This window comes from Xanthomonas sp. NCPPB 4037 (assembly GCF_041475695.2).
Lineage (GTDB): Bacteria > Pseudomonadota > Gammaproteobacteria > Xanthomonadales > Xanthomonadaceae > Xanthomonas > Xanthomonas campestris.
Window position 1 is genome coordinate 372,509 of sequence record NZ_CM191261.1, and the last position, 17,281, is coordinate 389,789.

Annotated in this window: 15 protein-coding genes; 14 read left to right on the forward strand and 1 reads right to left on the reverse strand. The window is 66.0% G+C overall.

The features are described from left to right. Window positions 1-52: 52 nt before the first annotated feature. Window positions 53-2,572 (forward strand): PepSY domain-containing protein, encoded by a 2,520-nt coding sequence (locus ACCQ01_RS01540; protein WP_228433169.1) that lies wholly within the window; start codon window positions 53-55, stop codon window positions 2,570-2,572. Window positions 2,573-3,007: 435 nt separating this feature from the next. Here ACCQ01_RS01540 and ACCQ01_RS01545 read toward each other — a convergent pair whose 3' ends face one another. Continuing rightward, entirely contained in the window at window positions 3,008-3,889 is an 882-nt protein-coding gene (locus tag ACCQ01_RS01545; protein ID WP_228433168.1) for a TolB family protein, read from the reverse strand. 52 nt (window positions 3,890-3,941) lie between these two features. Here ACCQ01_RS01545 and aroE point away from each other — a divergent pair, with 52 nt between their 5' ends. The 13 genes from aroE to ACCQ01_RS01610 all read left to right on the forward strand — a co-directional run bounded on the left by aroE (window position 3,942) and on the right by ACCQ01_RS01610 (window position 17,272). After that, window positions 3,942-4,793 (forward strand): shikimate dehydrogenase, encoded by an 852-nt coding sequence (gene aroE / locus ACCQ01_RS01550; RefSeq protein ID WP_076035803.1) that lies wholly within the window; start codon window positions 3,942-3,944, stop codon window positions 4,791-4,793. Window positions 4,794-4,801: 8 nt separating this feature from the next. Next, complete coding sequence (locus tag ACCQ01_RS01555) at window positions 4,802-5,155, forward strand: hypothetical protein (RefSeq protein WP_228433167.1); 354 nt, start codon at window positions 4,802-4,804, stop codon at window positions 5,153-5,155. Further along, window positions 5,152-5,379, forward strand: coding sequence for a hypothetical protein (locus tag ACCQ01_RS01560; protein ID WP_050911798.1), 228 nt, complete (start codon window positions 5,152-5,154; stop codon window positions 5,377-5,379). The genes ACCQ01_RS01555 and ACCQ01_RS01560 overlap by 4 nt, the downstream gene beginning before the upstream one ends. Window positions 5,380-5,580: 201 nt before the next feature. Then, window positions 5,581-7,716, forward strand: a complete 2,136-nt coding sequence (gene dinG, locus ACCQ01_RS01565; protein WP_228433166.1) for an ATP-dependent DNA helicase DinG — start codon at window positions 5,581-5,583, stop codon at window positions 7,714-7,716. A gap of 656 nt (window positions 7,717-8,372) precedes the next feature. Continuing rightward, entirely contained in the window at window positions 8,373-9,878 is a 1,506-nt protein-coding gene (katB, locus tag ACCQ01_RS01570) for a catalase KatB (protein WP_014506212.1), read from the forward strand. Window positions 9,879-9,938: 60 nt separating this feature from the next. Beyond that, window positions 9,939-10,514, forward strand: coding sequence for an ankyrin repeat domain-containing protein (locus ACCQ01_RS01575; protein WP_115531256.1), 576 nt, complete (start codon window positions 9,939-9,941; stop codon window positions 10,512-10,514). Window positions 10,515-10,679: 165 nt separating this feature from the next. Then, on the forward strand, window positions 10,680-10,847 hold the full coding sequence (locus tag ACCQ01_RS01580) for a hypothetical protein (protein ID WP_228433165.1): 168 nt from the start codon (window positions 10,680-10,682) through the stop codon (window positions 10,845-10,847). 149 nt (window positions 10,848-10,996) lie between these two features. After that, window positions 10,997-11,218 (forward strand): hypothetical protein, encoded by a 222-nt coding sequence (locus tag ACCQ01_RS01585; protein WP_014506215.1) that lies wholly within the window; start codon window positions 10,997-10,999, stop codon window positions 11,216-11,218. Between the two features lie 459 nt (window positions 11,219-11,677). Then, window positions 11,678-12,685: a tRNA dihydrouridine(20/20a) synthase DusA gene (gene dusA / locus ACCQ01_RS01590; RefSeq protein ID WP_228433164.1), complete on the forward strand. Its 1,008-nt coding sequence runs from the start codon at window positions 11,678-11,680 to the stop codon at window positions 12,683-12,685. 370 nt (window positions 12,686-13,055) lie between these two features. Beyond that, window positions 13,056-13,376, forward strand: a complete 321-nt coding sequence (locus ACCQ01_RS01595) for a hypothetical protein (protein ID WP_223648076.1) — start codon at window positions 13,056-13,058, stop codon at window positions 13,374-13,376. Window positions 13,377-13,448: 72 nt separating this feature from the next. Then, window positions 13,449-14,132, forward strand: coding sequence for a response regulator transcription factor (locus ACCQ01_RS01600; protein WP_002808458.1), 684 nt, complete (start codon window positions 13,449-13,451; stop codon window positions 14,130-14,132). A 68-nt stretch (window positions 14,133-14,200) separates the two neighbouring features. Beyond that, complete coding sequence (locus ACCQ01_RS01605) at window positions 14,201-15,571, forward strand: ATP-binding protein (RefSeq protein WP_172666263.1); 1,371 nt, start codon at window positions 14,201-14,203, stop codon at window positions 15,569-15,571. Window positions 15,572-15,730: 159 nt separating this feature from the next. Then, window positions 15,731-17,272 carry a DUF1800 domain-containing protein gene (locus tag ACCQ01_RS01610; RefSeq protein ID WP_228433188.1) on the forward strand — a complete coding sequence of 514 codons (1,542 nt, stop codon included), beginning with the start codon at window positions 15,731-15,733 and terminating at the stop codon, window positions 17,270-17,272. Window positions 17,273-17,281 lie beyond the last annotated feature (9 nt).

Below are 17,281 nucleotides of genomic sequence, written 5' to 3' on the forward strand. Positions count from 1 at the left end.
GATAACGATTCTCATCTACAATGGCAAGCCCTCTGCTTCAGGCTGCTCGCGCGTGTTTAAGACGGTTGTGTTCCAACTGCACTGGTTGCTGGGCATCACTGCCGGGCTGGTGCTGTCCGTCATGGGACTGACCGGCGCGCTGATGTCCTTCGAGAACGAGATCGTGCGCCTGGCCAACCCGGCCATCGCGCAGCTGGCCGAGCGGCATGCCGCCGGGCAGGCGCCACTGCCCGTGGATGTGCTGGTGCGCCGGCTCGACTTGGCGCCGGGGCAGGGCATCACCCGGATGCTGATCGACCCGACCGGTGGGCGCCCGTCCACGGTGCGTCTGGCCGGCAAGCCCGGCGGCCGTGTGTATTTCGATCCCTACACCGGCGCGCGCGTGGGCGCGCCACGGCTGAGCGGGGCATTCGCCTTTATCGAAGACCTGCACCGGCATCTCACCGCCGGCGAGCGCGGCCAGGCCATTACCGGCGCCAGTACGCTGATCCTGCTGTTCTTCTGCGCCTCGGGCCTGTATCTGCGCTGGCCGCGTCGCTGGTGGAGCCTGCGGACCTGGTGGGCGGTGGAATGGCGGCGGCAGGGGCGCAGTTTTCTGTGGAGCCTGCATGCGGTGTTCGGCACCTGGTGCCTGCTGGTGTATCTGTTGATTGCCTTGACCGGGCTGACCTGGTCTTACACCTGGTACCGCGACGGCATGGTGGCGCTGCTGGGTACTGAGCCTGCGATGCGCGGCGATGGACGCGGGCACCGGCCGCCCGCAGTGGATTTCACCCGTGTGCAACGCACCCTCGACGGGATTGCGGGAACCCGCAGCGCGGCGATGGATCTGCGCATTCCCACCCGCGCCGGCCAGCCGCTGAGCGTGCGTTTCCTGCCGGATGCGCCCGCCCATGATCGCGCCTACGACAACCTGGAGCTGGATGCGCACAGCGGCGTGCTGTTGCGGCGCCAGGACTACGCCCGGCTGCCGCTTGGCCAGCAACTGTTGGTGAGCATGTTCCCGCTGCATTCGGGCAGTTTCTTCGGCCTGCCCGGGCGCATCGTGGTGCTGCTGGCCAGTGCGGGCATGTCGGCGTTCTTCGTGACCGGCTGGATGCTGTATCTGGATCGCCGGCGCAAGAAGCGCGCGCTGCGCGCAGCGCGCGAGGTGCTGCAGAGCGCGCCGCCCGCCTCGCAGGCCGCGCCGTGGCTGATCGGGTTTGCCAGTCAAAGCGGATTTGCCGAGCGGCTGGCCTGGCAGGCCGCCGGCCATCTGCAATCGGCCGGTGTGCCAGTGCAGGTGCGCTCGCTGGCACAACTGGATGCGGCGCAGTTGCAGCAGTCGCGGCATGCGTTGTTTGTCATCAGCACCTTCGGTGACGGCGAGCCGCCGGATGCGGCGCGCGGATTCGAGCGCGAAATGCTGCGGCAGACACTGGCATTACCGCAGTTGGCGTACGCGGTGCTGGCGTTGGGCGACCGGCAGTACGCGCGGTTTTGCGGGTTTTCGCGGCGTATCGAACAGTGGCTGGAGGCGCAGGGCGCACGTGCGCTGTTCCCTACAGTGGAAATGGACCAGGCCGATCCGCAGGCCCTGGCGCAGTGGCATGCGCAGCTGGCGCAGGTCAGCGGCGCGCCGGTGGCGGCCGTGCCGCTGGCACGCCCGGCGCTGATGGACTGGCCGGTGCTATCGCGGACCCAGCTCAATCCAGGCAGCGTGGGCGCACCGATCTGGCAGGTGGACCTGCAACCGCCGGCAGGGGCGCAGTGGTTGGCCGGCGACATCCTGGAAGTGCAACCTGCGCATGCCGACGCCGCCGTGCGCGCGTGCTTGCAGGCCTGGGGCTTGGCGGCCGATGCGCTGGTGCATGTGGATGCGCAATTGCTGCTGCTGCACCAGGCCGCCGCCGAACGCGTGCTGCCCAAGCCGCCTGCGCAGCCGCCTGTGCCGGGCACTGTGGCGCAGGCCTGGCTCGATGGCTGCGCGTGGCTGCCGACGCGCGACTATTCCATCGCCAGCGTGCCCGCCGATGGCAGCGCGCAAGTGGTGGTGCGGCTGACCACGCGTGCCGATGGCAGCCCGGGCCTGGGCTCTGGCTGGCTGGTCTGCCATGCGCCGCTGGGCGCACCGGTGCGCGCACGCCTGCGCACCAATCCCGGCTTCCACCGTGTGGACGGTGCGCCGCTGGTGCTGATCGGCAACGGCACCGGCATTGCCGGATTACGCGCGTTGTTGCGTGACGCCGAGCTGGCGGGCGTGCATGGCCACTGGCTGCTGTTCGGCGAACGCCATCGCGCGCACGACCGCTTGTTTGGCGATGAATTGCAGGCCTGGCAGGCCGCCGGACATCTGCAGGAACTGGATTGGGTGTTCTCTCGCGACCAGGCTGACAAGCGCTATGTGCAGCACCGCCTGCGCGAGCGCGGCGAGACGCTGCGGCACTGGATCGACCGCGGCGCCGTCCTTTATGTGTGCGGCAGCCTGGACAGCATGGCGCGTGAGGTGGATGCGGCCTTGCGCGAGATCCTGGGCGAGACGCGGCTGGAGTTGCTCACCGCCGCCGGCCGGTATCGACGGGACGTGTATTGAGTGCAGTCCGCAGGCGTACCTTGTGCGCCGACACAGGACGCCAAGCGCATTGTTATCTGAAGTGACGAGCAGCGTCGATGGATCGAACGTGCTTCAGGCAAACCTTACCTGCGCTGGCAGCATGGCGATGACATCGCCATCGCCATCGATATCGGAAAAGCCAACACCGCCATTCCCACGTGCATTGAGAGGATGGCGTCCCACGCAGCGCGCACTAAGCCAACGCCTGCGAAACAGGCGACCTGATGTTCTCGATCAGCATAGGGTTGGGGGTGTCAACCTGCCTGCCCTGGTGGCGAGACGCCGCGGCCGCGCAACCAGACTTGCCGGTGGCTAAAACCGTGCCATTCCGACGGCCAACTACCCCATCGAGCTCGCCCGCAACACGGTCAACGCAGCATCACCTGACGCAGCGCACCACCGCACCAGTTCAACTCACCGACACCCCATCTCGCCATCCGCCACCGGTGCCTTCATCCGGTAGATATCCAGCTGGCCGGCGCGCGGTGCGCGGGCGCTGCCGGTCACCAGCAGTTCGCCGGGCTTTGCTGCGTCCACCACTGCGCCAAAGGTGCGTTCCTGCGGGCCGTTGAACGACAGCGGCAGCGGCTGGCCCTGGCCGTAGTGGCCGCCCTTGCAGGCAGCCAGCAACAGCTGACTCGGCCCCGCGAACGTGCCGCGCGCCCACACCAGTGCGCGGCCATCGCCAAGCCAGGACGCGTCAAGTTCGTCCTCGACGCTGTTGATCTCGCCCAGGACTGCCGGGGCGATGAAGGCGGCTCCGTTCCAGTGCGCGACGAACAGATCCAGGCCGCCGGCACCGCCATGGCCGTCACTGGCGAACAGCAGGGCGGTACCGTCCAGCGACAGCGTCGGCGCGGTCTCGTTGCCGCGGCTGTTGATCGCCGGGCCCAGCGATTGCACCGCACCCAGTTGCCCTTGCGCGTCCACCGGCACGCGATACAGATCGCTCCCTCCGGCGCCGCCGGCGCGCGTGGAGGCGAACAGCAACCAGCGCCCGTTGGCACTGAACACCGGCGTGGTCTCGTCCAGCGCCGTGTTCAACGGCAGCGGCGTGGCCTGCTGCCAGCGTCCGCCGACCAGCTGCGCCTGCCACAGGTCCCAGCCACCGGCGCCGCCTGCCCGATCGCTGGCCCAGACGATGCGCTGGCCGTCGGGGCTGAGCGTGGCGCGTGCCTCGTTGGCGGGCGTGGAGACCACGCCCATGCCCTCGATGCCGAATTCGGCAAGTCCCGAAGCAGACGGGACGAAGAGTAAACTTGCCGCCAGCGCGAGCAGCGTCACTCGAAGTTGCATGGGGTGTTCCTGCCTGAGTCGCGCCCAGTCTAGTCAACCCAGAGAGCGTTTCATGCCCGTATCCCGTTATGCCGTGTTCGGACACCCCGTCGCCCATTCGCTGTCGCCGGCCATCCATGCCGACTTCGGGAAGCAGACCGGCATCGCGCTGGACTACACCGCCATCGACGCCGCGCCGGAGGAATTCACCGCCGCGCTGGAGCGCTTCGCGGCCGACGGTGGCAAGGGTGCCAACGTGACCCTGCCGCTGAAGGAAGCCGCGTTCGCGCTGTCGGCGAGCCTGAGCGACCGCGCGCGCGTGGCCGGTGCGGTGAACACGCTGGTACGCAACGACGGCCAGTGGCAGGGCGACAACACCGATGGCGCCGGCCTGGTGCGTGACCTCACCGAGCGGCACGGCCTGGATCTGCGCGGCCGCCGCGTGCTGCTGCTGGGCGCCGGCGGTGCCGCACGCGGCGTTGCGCCGGCGCTGCTGGAGGCCGGCATCACCGAGATGGTGGTGGTGAACCGCTCGCCCGAGCGTGCCGATGCGCTGTGCGATGCGCTGGGCGAACCCGGGCGCGTGGTGTCGCGCTATCTGGAAGACCTGCGCGAGCTGGGCGACTTCGAGCTGATCGTCAATGCCACCGCTGCCGGCCGCGATCGCGATGCCGGTGCGTTCGCGCTGCCGCTGGGCCTGGTCAATAGCCTCACTGCGGCGGTGGACCTCAATTACGGCGCCACCGCCATCGCCTTCCTGGCCTGGGCACGTGCGGCGCAGTGCCGCTACGCCATCGACGGCCTGGGCATGCTGGTGGAACAGGCCGCGGAAAGCTTTGCGCTGTGGCACGGCGTGCGTCCGCAGACCGACCCGGTGTACGACGCGCTGCGTGCGCGCGACGCCGTCCTGGTCAGCGCCGACTGAGCATTGCGATGACCACCACCGATCTGCTGTTGTCCATCGTCACCAGCCTGCTGTCGCGGGTGCCGGTGCTGATTGCCCTGGTGCTGGGCCTGGTGCTGGTCTGGCGCACGCCGCCGGTGGCGGCACGCCGGGCTGCGCTGGCGGCGCTGTGGTTGCTGCTGGTCTGCTCGGTGGCCGAAGTCGCGATCCAGGCAGTGGCGTTGTGGTTGATGCAGCAGGGCAGTGTGGCGCGCATCTCGATGGTGATGAGCGTGTCGCGGCTGGTGCTGGTCAGTGTGCAGGGCGTGGCGCTGGGCGTGCTGGTCTGGACCCTGGCCAGTAGCCTGCAACGGGCGCGGCCTACGCCGGAAGCGTTGCAGTGATCCCGCTCAAGGCGATCGCGTTGACCCTGGTCGGGCTGGTCTGTGCCGGGCAGGGCGGTTGGACGCTGCTGCACCCGGAGCGGCTGGCCACGGTCAACCGTGGCGGCCTGCTGTACGAACGCTTCGGGCCAAACGGCGTGGGCGTGGGCATGCTGGTGATGGGCCTGGCGATGCTGGTGATCGGCCTGGTCTGGGCCCGCTACGCCTGGCCACGCCGCGTCTGAAACGGGCAAGCGGCAGTCAGGCGAGCGGCAGTCACAGGAGGTGATCGCGCCCGAACTGGCGGCACGCCGGCCCGGTGGCGCGTGGTGCTCAGGCCCGCCGCAGCGCGTGCCTGATCGCGCCATCCTTGCACTTTGCCCAGCGGTTCAGCCGGTGCGCGGCGCGGTCGCAGGCGCTGCGTCGGTCCGTGCGAAAATAGCGCGATGAGTGACATTGCCACACCGGCCGCCCCGTCGGCGCCCGTTCCTACCCAGCGCACCCTGACCGAGCCGGTCAAGGCCGGCATCCGCGAGGCCTACGCCAAGCTGCAGGCCAATACACCCGGCTTCGCCACCCGCCGCGCGCAGAGCCAGATGATCGGCCTGGTGTCGCGCGCGCTCGCCACCTCCGGCGGCATTGGCGTGGCCGAGGCACCGACCGGCGTGGGCAAGAGCCTGGGGTACTTGACCGCTGGCGTGCCGATCGCGCTGGCCACCAAGAAGAAGCTGGTGATCAGCACCGGCACGGTCGCACTGCAATCGCAGTTGGTGGAACGCGACATCCCCGCCTTCCTCAAGGCCACCGGCCTGGAGGCGACTGTCGCGCTGGCCAAGGGCCGCACCCGGTACCTGTGCACGCGCAATGCCGCCGAGCTGGAAGGCGAAACCAGCCAGAACGGCATGTTTGAAGACGAGCAGGTGCTGTACGACCGCCCGCTCAGCCCGGCCGATGCCGACCTGGCCAAGCGGCTGGCCAAGGCCTACGCCGCACGCACCTGGAACGGTGACCTGGACGACGCCCCGGAGCCGGTGTCGGTGCCGCTGCGCATGCGCGTCACCACGCCGGCTTCCGGCTGCGCCGGACGTCGCTGCAGCTATGCGGCGCAGTGCCCGGTGCTCAAGGCGCGCACCGATGTGCGCGAGGCGCAGATTGTGGTCACCAATCACGCCTTGTTGCTGTCGTCGCTGTCGCTGGGCGATGCCGAGAACGGCCAGCCGCTGATTGCGCCGCCGTCTGACATGTTGCTGGTGCTCGACGAAGGCCATCACATTGCCGGCGTGGCGATTGACCAGGGCGCGGCCAACCTGCCGCTGGACGACATGGCCAAGCGCACCGGCCGCATGCAGATCCTGATCGCCGCCGCGTACCGCGCGGTGGACAAGGACAAGATCGGCAACCTGCTGCCCAGCGAAGCCATCGAGGTGGCCGCGCGCGTGTCCAAGTTGCTCAAGGCGTTCCATACCGAAGTCGAACGCGTCTGGAAGCCCGAACCCGGTGAGCGCGATCCGTTGTGGCGTGCGCCCAACGGCAAGCTGCCGCCGCAATGGGGCCCGGCGATCGAAGAACTGGGCGAGGAGACCCGCGCGCTGTTCAACTGGGTGCACGCCGCACACGGCACCGTGGCGAAGGGCAAGCAGGACGATGCCGCGCGCGAGCGCCTGCAGCGCAGCCTGGGCATGGCGCTGGAAATGGCCGAGCAGCAGCACAATCTGTGGAGCGGTTGGCGCCGCGAAGACAAGGACGGACAACCGCCGATGGCGCGCTGGATCACGCTCTCGCGCGATGGTGATCTGATCTGCCATTGCTCGCCGGTCTCCGCCGCCCAGGTGCTACGCACTCTGCTGTGGAACGAAGTCGATTCGGTGGTGATGACCTCGGCCACGCTGACCGGCGGCGGCGATTTCCAATCCTTCGCCATCGACAACGGTTTGCCCGACCATGCCGAAATGGCCTCGCTGGCCTCGCCGTTCGATCTGCCCAATCAGGCTGAATTGATCGTGCCCAATTTCCCGGTCACTCCCGACGATCGCGAAGGCCATCCCAAGGAAGTCGCCAAATATCTGGTGCGCGAACTGGACTGGGCCGGCAAGGGAAGCATCGTGTTGTTCACCTCGCGCTGGAAGATGGAAAAGGTTGCCGACCTGCTGCCGCTGGCCCAGCGCAACCGCGTGCTGGTACAGGGCGAAGGCAACAAGTCGCAACTGATCACCGAGCATCTGCGCCGGATCGCGGCAGGCGAGGGCTCGGTGCTGTTCGGCTTGAACTCCTTCGGCGAAGGTCTGGATCTGCCCGGCGAAGCCTGCACCACGGTGGTGATCACCCAGGTGCCGTTCGCCGTGCCCACCGACCCGCAGACCTCCACCTTGAGCGAGTGGCTGGAAAGCCGCGGCCACAACGCGTTCAACCTGATCGCCATCCCGCACGCACTGCGCACGCTCACCCAGTTTGCTGGCCGTTTGATCCGCAGTTCCAACGACCACGGCCGCGTCATCATCCTCGATTCGCGCCTGCTCACGCGCCGCTATGGCAAACGCATCCTCGATGCGCTGCCGCCGTTCAAGCGGGTGATCGGGCGCTGAGCTGGGTGTAAGTGCATCGCCTGTGCGCTTGACGGATGCGCGCGGCGCGCGGCGCGGCGGATGGATGCGCGATGCCAGGCACATGCACATCCATGCACCACACTGCTGCCTTGACGAGGTGGGCGTGAGCTAGTCTCGCGCGCAGCCATGGTGATCGTTGCGGCATCAGTGGCAGCTGGGCAGGCGTGTCGTGAGGTGATGCAGGCGAAACAGCCTGCTTCCATGCAAGAAGCGAGCAGCCCGCTGGAGCGTGCGTCTCGCAAGCGCACCGCATGTCGCTGTCGCGCGTTTGAGAAATGCGGTGCCTGCTTCGTTATTCGAACGCACACCCGAGTATCGCTGCCTTGATCAGGCCTGCCAAGTAAGCCACCGTCTTGACCAAGCCGCGCGCGTGCAGCGCAGCATTCATAGCGCGCAGCGCACGCAGCGCACGGCAGCCGCCGACCATCGCCGCGAGATGCTCAACGCAAAGACGAAGCGTGCAGCGACGATCTGCAACACGCTGCCGATGCATTTGGCGATGCATATCACGCTACGCAGTCATCATCATGTTCCCCTATCGCAGCGATCAGAACTAACGACTTCTCACGCATCAGCTGGCTAGCCATGATTCAGCACCTTCAACTTGAGCTGACGCCATGCGCCCTGGATCCCTCATGGTGCTAGCCCTGCTAGCCCCCACGCTGATCGCCCCGCCGGTCTTCGCCCAATCCGTCCTGACCCGCGACAACGGCGCCAAGGTCGGTGACAACCAGAATTCGCAGACCGCCGGTGCCACCGGCCCGACGTTGCTGCAGGACGTGCAACTGATCCAGAAGCTGCAGCGCTTCGATCGCGAGCGCATTCCCGAGCGCGTGGTGCATGCGCGCGGCACCGGCGTCAAAGGCGAGTTCACCGCCACTGCCGATCTTTCCAACCTGACCAAGGCCAAGGTGTTCAGCGCCGGCGAAAAAACTCCGGTGTTCGTGCGGTTCTCCTCGGTGGTGCACGGCAACCATTCGCCGGAAACGCTGCGCGACCCGCACGGCTTCGCCACCAAGTTCTACACCAGCGAAGGCAACTGGGATCTGGTCGGCAACAACTTCCCCACCTTCTTCATCCGCGACGCGATCAAGTTCCCCGACATGGTCCACGCGTTCAAGCCGGATCCGCGCACCAACCTGGACGATGATTCGCGTCGTTTCGATTTCTTCTCGCACGTGCCCGAATCCACCCGCACGCTGACCCTGCTGTATTCCAATGAAGGCACCCCGGCCGGCTATCGCTTCATGGATGGCAACGGCGTGCACGCCTACAAGCTGGTCAACGCGCAGGGCGAAGTGCATTACGTCAAGTTCCACTGGAAGACGCTGCAGGGCATCAAGAATCTCGACCCCAAGCAGGTCGCCGCGGTGCAGGCCAAGGACTACAGCCATCTGACCAACGATCTGGTCGGCGCGATCAAGAAGGGCGATTACCCGAAGTGGGATCTGTACGTGCAGGTGCTCAAGCCGGACGACCTGGCCAAGTTTGATTTCGACCCACTCGATGCCACCAAGATCTGGCCGGATGTGCCGGAGCAGAAGGTCGGCCAGATGGTATTGAACAAGAACGTCGACAACTTCTTCCAGGAGACCGAACAGGTCGCGATGGCGCCGGCCAATCTGGTGCCGGGTATCGAACCCTCGGAAGACCGCCTGCTGCAGGGCCGTATCTTTTCGTACGCCGACACGCAGCTGTACCGCATCGGCACCAATGGCCTGAGCCTGCCGGTCAACCGTCCGCGCGTGGCCGTCAACAATGGCAACCAGGACGGCGAAGCCAACACCGGGCACACCACCAGCGGCGTGAACTACGAGCCGAGCCGTTTGGAACCGCGTCCGCAGGACACCGCCGCGCGTTACAGCGAGCTGCCGTTGTCGGGCACCACCCAGCAGGCCAAGATCACCCGCGAGCAGAACTTCAAGCAGGCCGGTGAGTTGTATCGGTCCTACAGCAAGAAGGATCGCGCCGATCTGGTGCAGAGTTTTGGCGAGTCGCTGGCCACCACCGACACCGAGAGCAAGCACCTGGTGCTGTCGTTCCTGTACAAGGCCGACCCCGAGTACGGCGCCGGTGTCACCCGCGTGGCCAAGGGCGATCTGGCGCGCGTGAAGCAGCTCGCGTCGACCCTGCAGGACTGATCCACCCGACGGCATCGCGGCGCCATGCCGCGGTGCCGTCCTTCGTTTCGGGAGAGCGAGATGCGCACTCTGTTGTTTTTAGCGTGGTCGGCGTTGGCCGTGACCGCCAACGCTGCCTCGCCGGCACCGGTCGCCACCAAGGCGCCGACCGCGGCGGCAACGCCTGCACAGATCAAGACACAGCTGCAGACCTACTTCTTCGACGCCGCGCGTGAGGGGCGTCAGGACATGCTGCGCGAGTTCATCCGCTCGCATTACGACCTCAATACGCGCGACGAAAAGGGTTACACCGCGTTGATCCTGGCCGCGTATCACGGCCAGGCCCCGGCAGTGGAGCAGTTACTGCAGGCCGGCGCGGACCCGTGTGCGCAGGACAAGCGTGGCAACACCGCGCTGATGGGCGCGATCTTCAAGGGCGAGCTGGCCATCGCCAAGCGGCTGATGCAGGCCGACTGCGCCCCGGACCAGCGCAACAATGCCGGCCAGACCGCGGCGATGTACGCCGCGCTGTTCCAGCGCACCGATGTGCTCAAGGATCTCGCCGCCAAGGGAGCGGACCTGAGCATCAAGGATGCGCAGGGCAATGAAGTGACCAAGCTGCAACGCGGCGAATTCGCCACCGCGCCGACACGCTGAAGGCGCAGCAGCGCTTCAGCGTGCGAGAGGGTAATCGTTCGTGTGCGTGCCGAACGATCCCGCAGGCGGCCTTCGGGGGTGGTGATGTCGCCCTGCCCCTGCAACACGCCAGGCGACAGCCAGGGATGAGGGTCCCTGCTGCTGGCTCCTCTTTGCACCGTCGCAATGATCTGGCGCTCCGGCATAGACATCCACGGTGGCGCGCAGCCCGTCTACCCCCCCGATTTCCGCCGACCAAACCTCACCAACAACGCCGTCGGTTTTCCGCCGCGCGTGCGTTGGAATGCCGACACGCGTGGTCGTTTTTCTGCGCTGCTGTCAGGGAATTTCTGACGCGCAAACCCTTGCACGCCAAGGGTTTGACATTTATCTGAGCGCCCGCTGACTTGCAAAAAAAGCAGCGAGAAAAACCTCAAAAAATCCTTCAAGAAAGGTCGGCGAACGCCGATGCTGGAGCTATCGCACCCTGGAACCCCCGGACCATGAAGCTCGATCCCTCCATCCCGTTTCTGATGTCCCTGCTGGCCATGGTGCTGTGCACCGCGACAGCTGTCGTGGCCCTGGTGTTCGGTCAGGTGCATCTGCTGGCCAAGTCGTGGAGCTTCTACACCGTGATGGGCACCGCCCTGATCACGCTGGTCGCCTCGTACCACGCACTCGGCAAGCCGCTGAGCGTTGAAGAACGTGCCAGCATCCGCAGCTGAGGCGGATGGTGATGGGGAGCGCCGCAGCGCTCACCCCCCAGTAGCGGACGAAAGAAGCTCCGCTCGTCACTGATGATGCACCGCGTGCGCTCGGCATACGCAAACGCCGCCAGGCACTCGGCTTCCTCTAGCGAAGCGCTCCGATAGCGCTCGTACGCGGCAAGCGACGGGACGAAAACAACGCCAGCGCGCTGTGGTTCCCCCCTTCGAACGGCAGGAAGTCGCCATGATGCTGGCCGCCACAGCGCGTCACCAGCGGGATCCACAAGCACGCGTACTGTTCGAACTCGGCCAGCAGGTAGGGGCGATCACATAGCGCAGCGAACAGCTGATTCTCGAGCAGGGCCCGACAGCAAGGGCGCCAGCATGCACGCCGCGCTGCCGCAGATTCAGCGCCTGCCGTGTAAGCTGTTGATCCTGCTCCGCATTCCAGGCCGCCGGTTGCGCGGCCCACCGTCGATGACTCTGCCCCCTCCCGCTGCGTATGCCGATTCCCTGCGCCTGTCCGTCGCCCCGATGATGGACTGGACCGACCGCCATTGCCGGGTCTTCCACCGGCTGCTGGCGCCGTCGGCGCGGCTGTACACGGAAATGGTGCACGCCAATGCGGTGATCCATGGCGATCGCCAGCGCCTGGTCGGCTTCGATGCGGTCGAGCACCCGCTGGCCCTGCAACTGGGCGGCAGCGATCCTGCGTTGCTCGCGCAGGCGGCGCAGATCGCCCAGGCGTGGGGTTATGACGAGATCAATCTCAATTGCGGCTGCCCATCCGATCGGGTGCAGGCCGGGCGCTTTGGCGCCTGCCTGATGCGCGAGCCGGCGCTGGTGGCGGACTGCGTCGCGGCCATGTGCGCGGCCACCGCCCTGCCGGTTACGGTCAAGTGCCGCCTGGGTGTGGACGACGATGACGACTACGCCGTGTTTGCCGGCTTCATCGACCAGGTGGTCGGCGCCGGCGCCGCCATGGTGGTGGTGCACGCGCGCAACGCCTGGCTCAAGGGCCTGTCGCCGAAAGAGAACCGCGAAGTCCCGCCGTTACGGTACGACTGGGCCTACCGCCTCAAGCAGGAGCGGCCGGCCTTGCCGGTGGTGCTCAATGGCGGCATCGCCAGCGTCGAGGCCTCCCTGGCACATCTGCAGCACACCGACGGAGTGATGCTGGGCCGGGCCGCCTATCACGACCCGTACGTGCTGCATCAGCTGGAGGCGGCCTTGTCCGGGCGCCCCGAGCGCGCGCGCGCAGACCTGCTGCAGGCCTACCAGCCCTACGTGCAGGCGCAACTGGATCAGGGGCTGGCCCTGAAGCACATGACCCGGCACATCCTCGGCTTGTTCCACGGGCAGCCCGGCGGCCGGGTATTCCGCCAAGTGCTGAGCGAGGGCGCCCACCGCCCCGGCGCGGGTTGGGAGCTGGTGGAGCAGGCATTGCAGCGCACCGACGATCAGGCGCGGCGTATTGCTGCCTGAACAGTCGGCACCTCCAGGACGAAAGTTCGGCCCGGTTTTTGCAATCTTCGGGCATGGGCGGCTGCTGTACGGTTGAGGCTGCCAGCGGTATGCGCCACCGCGATTGCGCCAGATATCCACTCTCATTCTTTCCCGGAATTGCCACTTAGATGTTCATTTCACTGAATGGCGTTAACACCGAGCTAAAAAGTTCAGATCGGATTCACCCCGAAAAATCAAGAATTTGGCTCGATTTCTGCGGCTGGCATCGGTGTGACACGGTGCCGGTTTCACGAATTTTGAATGTTCCTGAACAACCCGCTAGGATTCATCCGTGACCCAGCCCTTCCACACGTCCCGTCGTCTCGCCCTGGTGGCCCTCTGGGTTGCTGTGGTCGCGCCGTCCGCGTGGGGGCAGGGATATCCGATGGCGCAGGCCGGTCGCGAAGGCGTTGGCCCGCGCGACAGCCGTTCTTTTTCGGACACCATTCGCCGCGTGCAGCGGTCTACCGGTGGACAGATTCTTGGTGCGGAGAGTGTTCCGTTTGGCGATAGCCGGCTGACGCGCGTCAAGTACATGGACGAACGCGGCCGCGTGCATATCGTCTACCACCCCGAAGGCGGGCAGGGCGGTCCACCGCCGGCCAATGCACGCAGCCCGGCACCATCTCCGTCCGACGCGCCTCCACCACCACGCGCCGATCACCAGTAAGCGCAGATACTTCTGCGTTCAGTGACATAAATCCCCTGGCCTGTGGCCACACAACGTAAGTAGGGAGAGTGCATGCGTATCCTTTTGGTCGAAGACGAAGCTCCGCTGCGCGAGACCCTTGCCGCGCGCTTGAAGCGCGAAGGCTTTGCTGTTGACGCTGCACAGGACGGCGAAGAAGGTCTCTACATGGGCCGTGAAGTGCCGTTCGATGTCGGCATCATCGACCTCGGGCTGCCCAAGATGTCGGGCATGGAATTGATCAAGGCGCTGCGCGACGAGGGCAAGAAATTCCCCGTACTGATCCTGACCGCGCGTTCGAGCTGGCAGGACAAGGTGGAAGGCCTCAAGCAGGGTGCCGACGATTACCTGGTCAAGCCGTTCCACGTCGAAGAGTTGCTGGCGCGCGTCAATGCGCTGCTGCGTCGTGCGGCCGGCTGGAGCAAGCCGACGCTGGAATGCGGCCCGGTGGCCCTGGATCTTGCTGCGCAGACGGTCAGCGTCAACGGCGCTAACGTGGATCTGACCAGCTACGAGTACAAGGTGCTGGAATACCTGATGATGCATGCCGGCGAACTGGTCTCCAAGGCCGACCTCACCGAGCATATCTATCAGCAGGATTTCGACCGCGATTCCAACGTGCTGGAAGTGTTCATCGGTCGCCTGCGCAAGAAGCTCGACCCGGATGGTGAGTTGAAGCCGATCGAGACCGTGCGCGGCCGCGGCTACCGCTTCGCCATCCCGCGTACCGAAGGCTGAGTCAGCGCAGCGGCGATCGGCCAGTGTCGGGACGTTCCAAGTGGTATCGGCGCTGGCGGCCGCGCTCGTTGCAGGCCCGCCAGCTGCTGGCCGCCAGCCTCAGTCTGGTGGCCTTTCTGGCCTTGGCTGGCTACGCCCTCGACGTGGCGTTTGCCGACACTGCAGAAAAAAATCTGCGTGAGCGGCTGAAGAACTACGCCAACGCCTACACCTACAACATCGACTTCGTCCGCGATGGCTCGCTGTATCTCGGCGGCCAGCCGCCGGACCCGCGCTTCGACGTGCCGGGCGGCGGGCTGTATGTAGAAGTGGTGCGCCCTGATGAAAGCTATACGTCCGTATCGGCCGAGGGACCGAGCATTCCGCATGGGCGCATGCTGGAGCCGCGGCAGGAAGAATTCATCGGCCCGTTGGAAATGACCCAGATCGACGGCAGCCTTGGGCAGGTCTATCGCTACGGCCTGGGCGTGAGCTATGTCGAGCGCGAGAACGGCGGCGAGATCCCGTACACCATTTATGTGATGGAAGATGCGCGCTCGATGGGCGCGCAGTTGCGCGTGTTCCGCGGCGCGGTGTGGTTCTACCTGGGCAGTGCCGGTGTGGTGCTGCTGGTGTTGCAGGCCTTCATCCTGCAGTGGAGCCTGCGCCCGCTGCGGCGAGTGATCAACGAGCTGACCAAGGTGCAGCGCGGCGAGATTCAGCGCATGAGCGAACAGCATCCACGCGAGCTCGAACCGCTGACCGAAAGCATCAACGCCTTCATCGAAAGTGAGCGCGACAACCTGGATCGCCAGCGCAACACGCTGGCCGATCTGGCGCATAGCCTGAAAACGCCGCTGGCAGTGCTGCGCACCCAATTGGACAGCGGCGCCTCCGAGCGCGATTTGCACGAAGAAATGGACGTGCAACTGCGCCGCATGAACGATCTGGTGTCCTACCAGTTGGCGCGCGCTGCTTCCAGCGGCCACAAGCTGTTTGCCGCGCCATTGCCGATCGAGCCAACCGCCGAGGAAATCGTGCGTGGCCTGGAAAAGGTCTACGCGGCCAAGGGTGTATTGTGCGAATTCGATATTTCGCCCGATGCGCGTTTCCACGGCGAGCCTGGTGACTTGCAGGAGCTGTTGGGCAACCTGCTGGAGAACGGCTTCAAGTGGGCGCGCAGCCGCGTGCTGCTGACCGCGCAGCCGGGCCCGACCACCGGCAGCCGCCGCGCCGGCATGATTTTGTCGGTGGAAGACGATGGCCCCGGCATTGCGCCGGAAGATGTGGCCAAGATCCTGCAGCGCGGTGTGCGTGGCGATGAGCGCGTGCAGGGTCATGGCATCGGCATGTCGATCGTGCAGGACCTGATCAAGGCCTACCGCGGCGAGCTGCAGGTGCTGCGCTCGCAGGAGTTGGGCGGCGCACGCTTCGAAGTCACCCTGCCGCCAGGCTTGTAACTGACCCCCACGGTTGCATGAACCCGTTGCGACTGCCGCGCGGCGCACCGACAACCGTTTAACGCCTCGCGCGTTGCCTTGACCATACTGGGCCGGTATTCGGCCGCCACGATGGAGAGCGACGCCATGCAGAGTGAAGCTGCCACGTCCACGCTGGCGATGTGCCGCCGCGATTGGGTTGGCGTGTTTGCCGCGGGCTGCCTGTTTGTCTGCAGCGCGGTGGCCACCGCCGCGCCGGCGCTGACACCGCAGCAACTGCAATGGCTGCAGCGCGCCACCTACGGCGCCAGTGCGGAGAACGTGGCGCAGTTGCAGCGGCTGGGCCAGGCGCGTTACAGCGCGGCCCTGCTGCAAGCCAGCGACGATGCAGCGTTGCCTGCACCGGTGCGCGCGCAGCTGCAGCAGTTCGATGCGTTGCATACCCCGCTCGACACCTTGCTGGTGCAATACGAGGCCGACAAGGCGCGCTTGCAGGCGATGCCCGAGGGCGATGACAAGGTGGCCGCGAGCAAACAGTGGCGCGCGCGCGGTGGGCAGATGCTCACCCAGGCGCGCCAGGCGCAATTATTGCGCGCGGTGTATGCGCCGGATCAGATGCGCGAGCAACTGGTGTGGTTCTGGCTCAATCATTTCAGCGTGTATGCCGACAAGGGCCGCGTGAAGTGGATGGCGGCCGATTACATGGAAACGGCCATCCGCCCCAATGCCACCGGCAAGTTCGCCGATCTGGTGATGGCCACGCTGCAGAGCCCGGCGATGCTGGAGTATCTGGACAACGCCAAGAATGCCAAGGGCAAGGTCAACGAGAACTACGCGCGTGAGCTGATGGAGCTGCATACGCTCGGCGTGGATGGCGGCTACACGCAGCAGGATGTGCAGCAGCTGGCCTTGATACTCACTGGCGCCGGCCTGGTGCAGGTCAAACGCGAAGGCTTGGTGCTGCCGCCCGCCAAGGATCAGGCACAGGTCGTGCGCAAGGGGCTGTTCGAATTCAACCCGGCCCGTCATCAGCCTGGCGACAAGACCTTGCTGGGTCAGCGCATTGCCGGTGGCGGCCTGGATGAGATCGAACGGGCCGTGCAACTGCTGGTGCGGCAGCCGGCGTGTGCGCAATTCATTTCGCACAAGCTCGCCGAATACTTCGTCAGCGACAAGCCGCCTGCGGCGTTGGTGAAGCGCATGGCCGCCACGTTCCAGCGCAGCGACGGCGACATCGCCCAAGTGATGCAGACCATGCTCGCCGCACCGGAATTTGCCACTGCGCAACCGCGCAAATTCAAGGACCCGAATCGTCTGGTGGTATCGGCGATGCGACTTGCCTACGACGGGGAAGTCATCACCAATGCCGCGCCGATGGTGAGCTGGGTGCAGCAACTCGGTGAGCCATTGTTCGGGCGGATCACGCCGGATGGATGGTCGCTGCAATCGCAGGCCTGGACCAGTTCCGGGCAGCTGGCGCGTCGGTTCGAAGTGGCACGCACGCTGGGCAGCGCACCGGTGCAATTGTTTCAAGGTGACGATGTGCCGCAAGAGCTGAGCAACGCGCGCAAACCACCACTGACGCGCATCGATGCGCGCCCTGCGTACCGCTGGCTGCAACCGTCGCTGTCGGTGCAGACGCGCCAGGCGCTGGAGCAGGCGCGCACACCGCAGGAGTGGAATGGGTTCTTGCTGTCTTCGCCGGATTTCAACTATCGCTGAGCGGGAGTG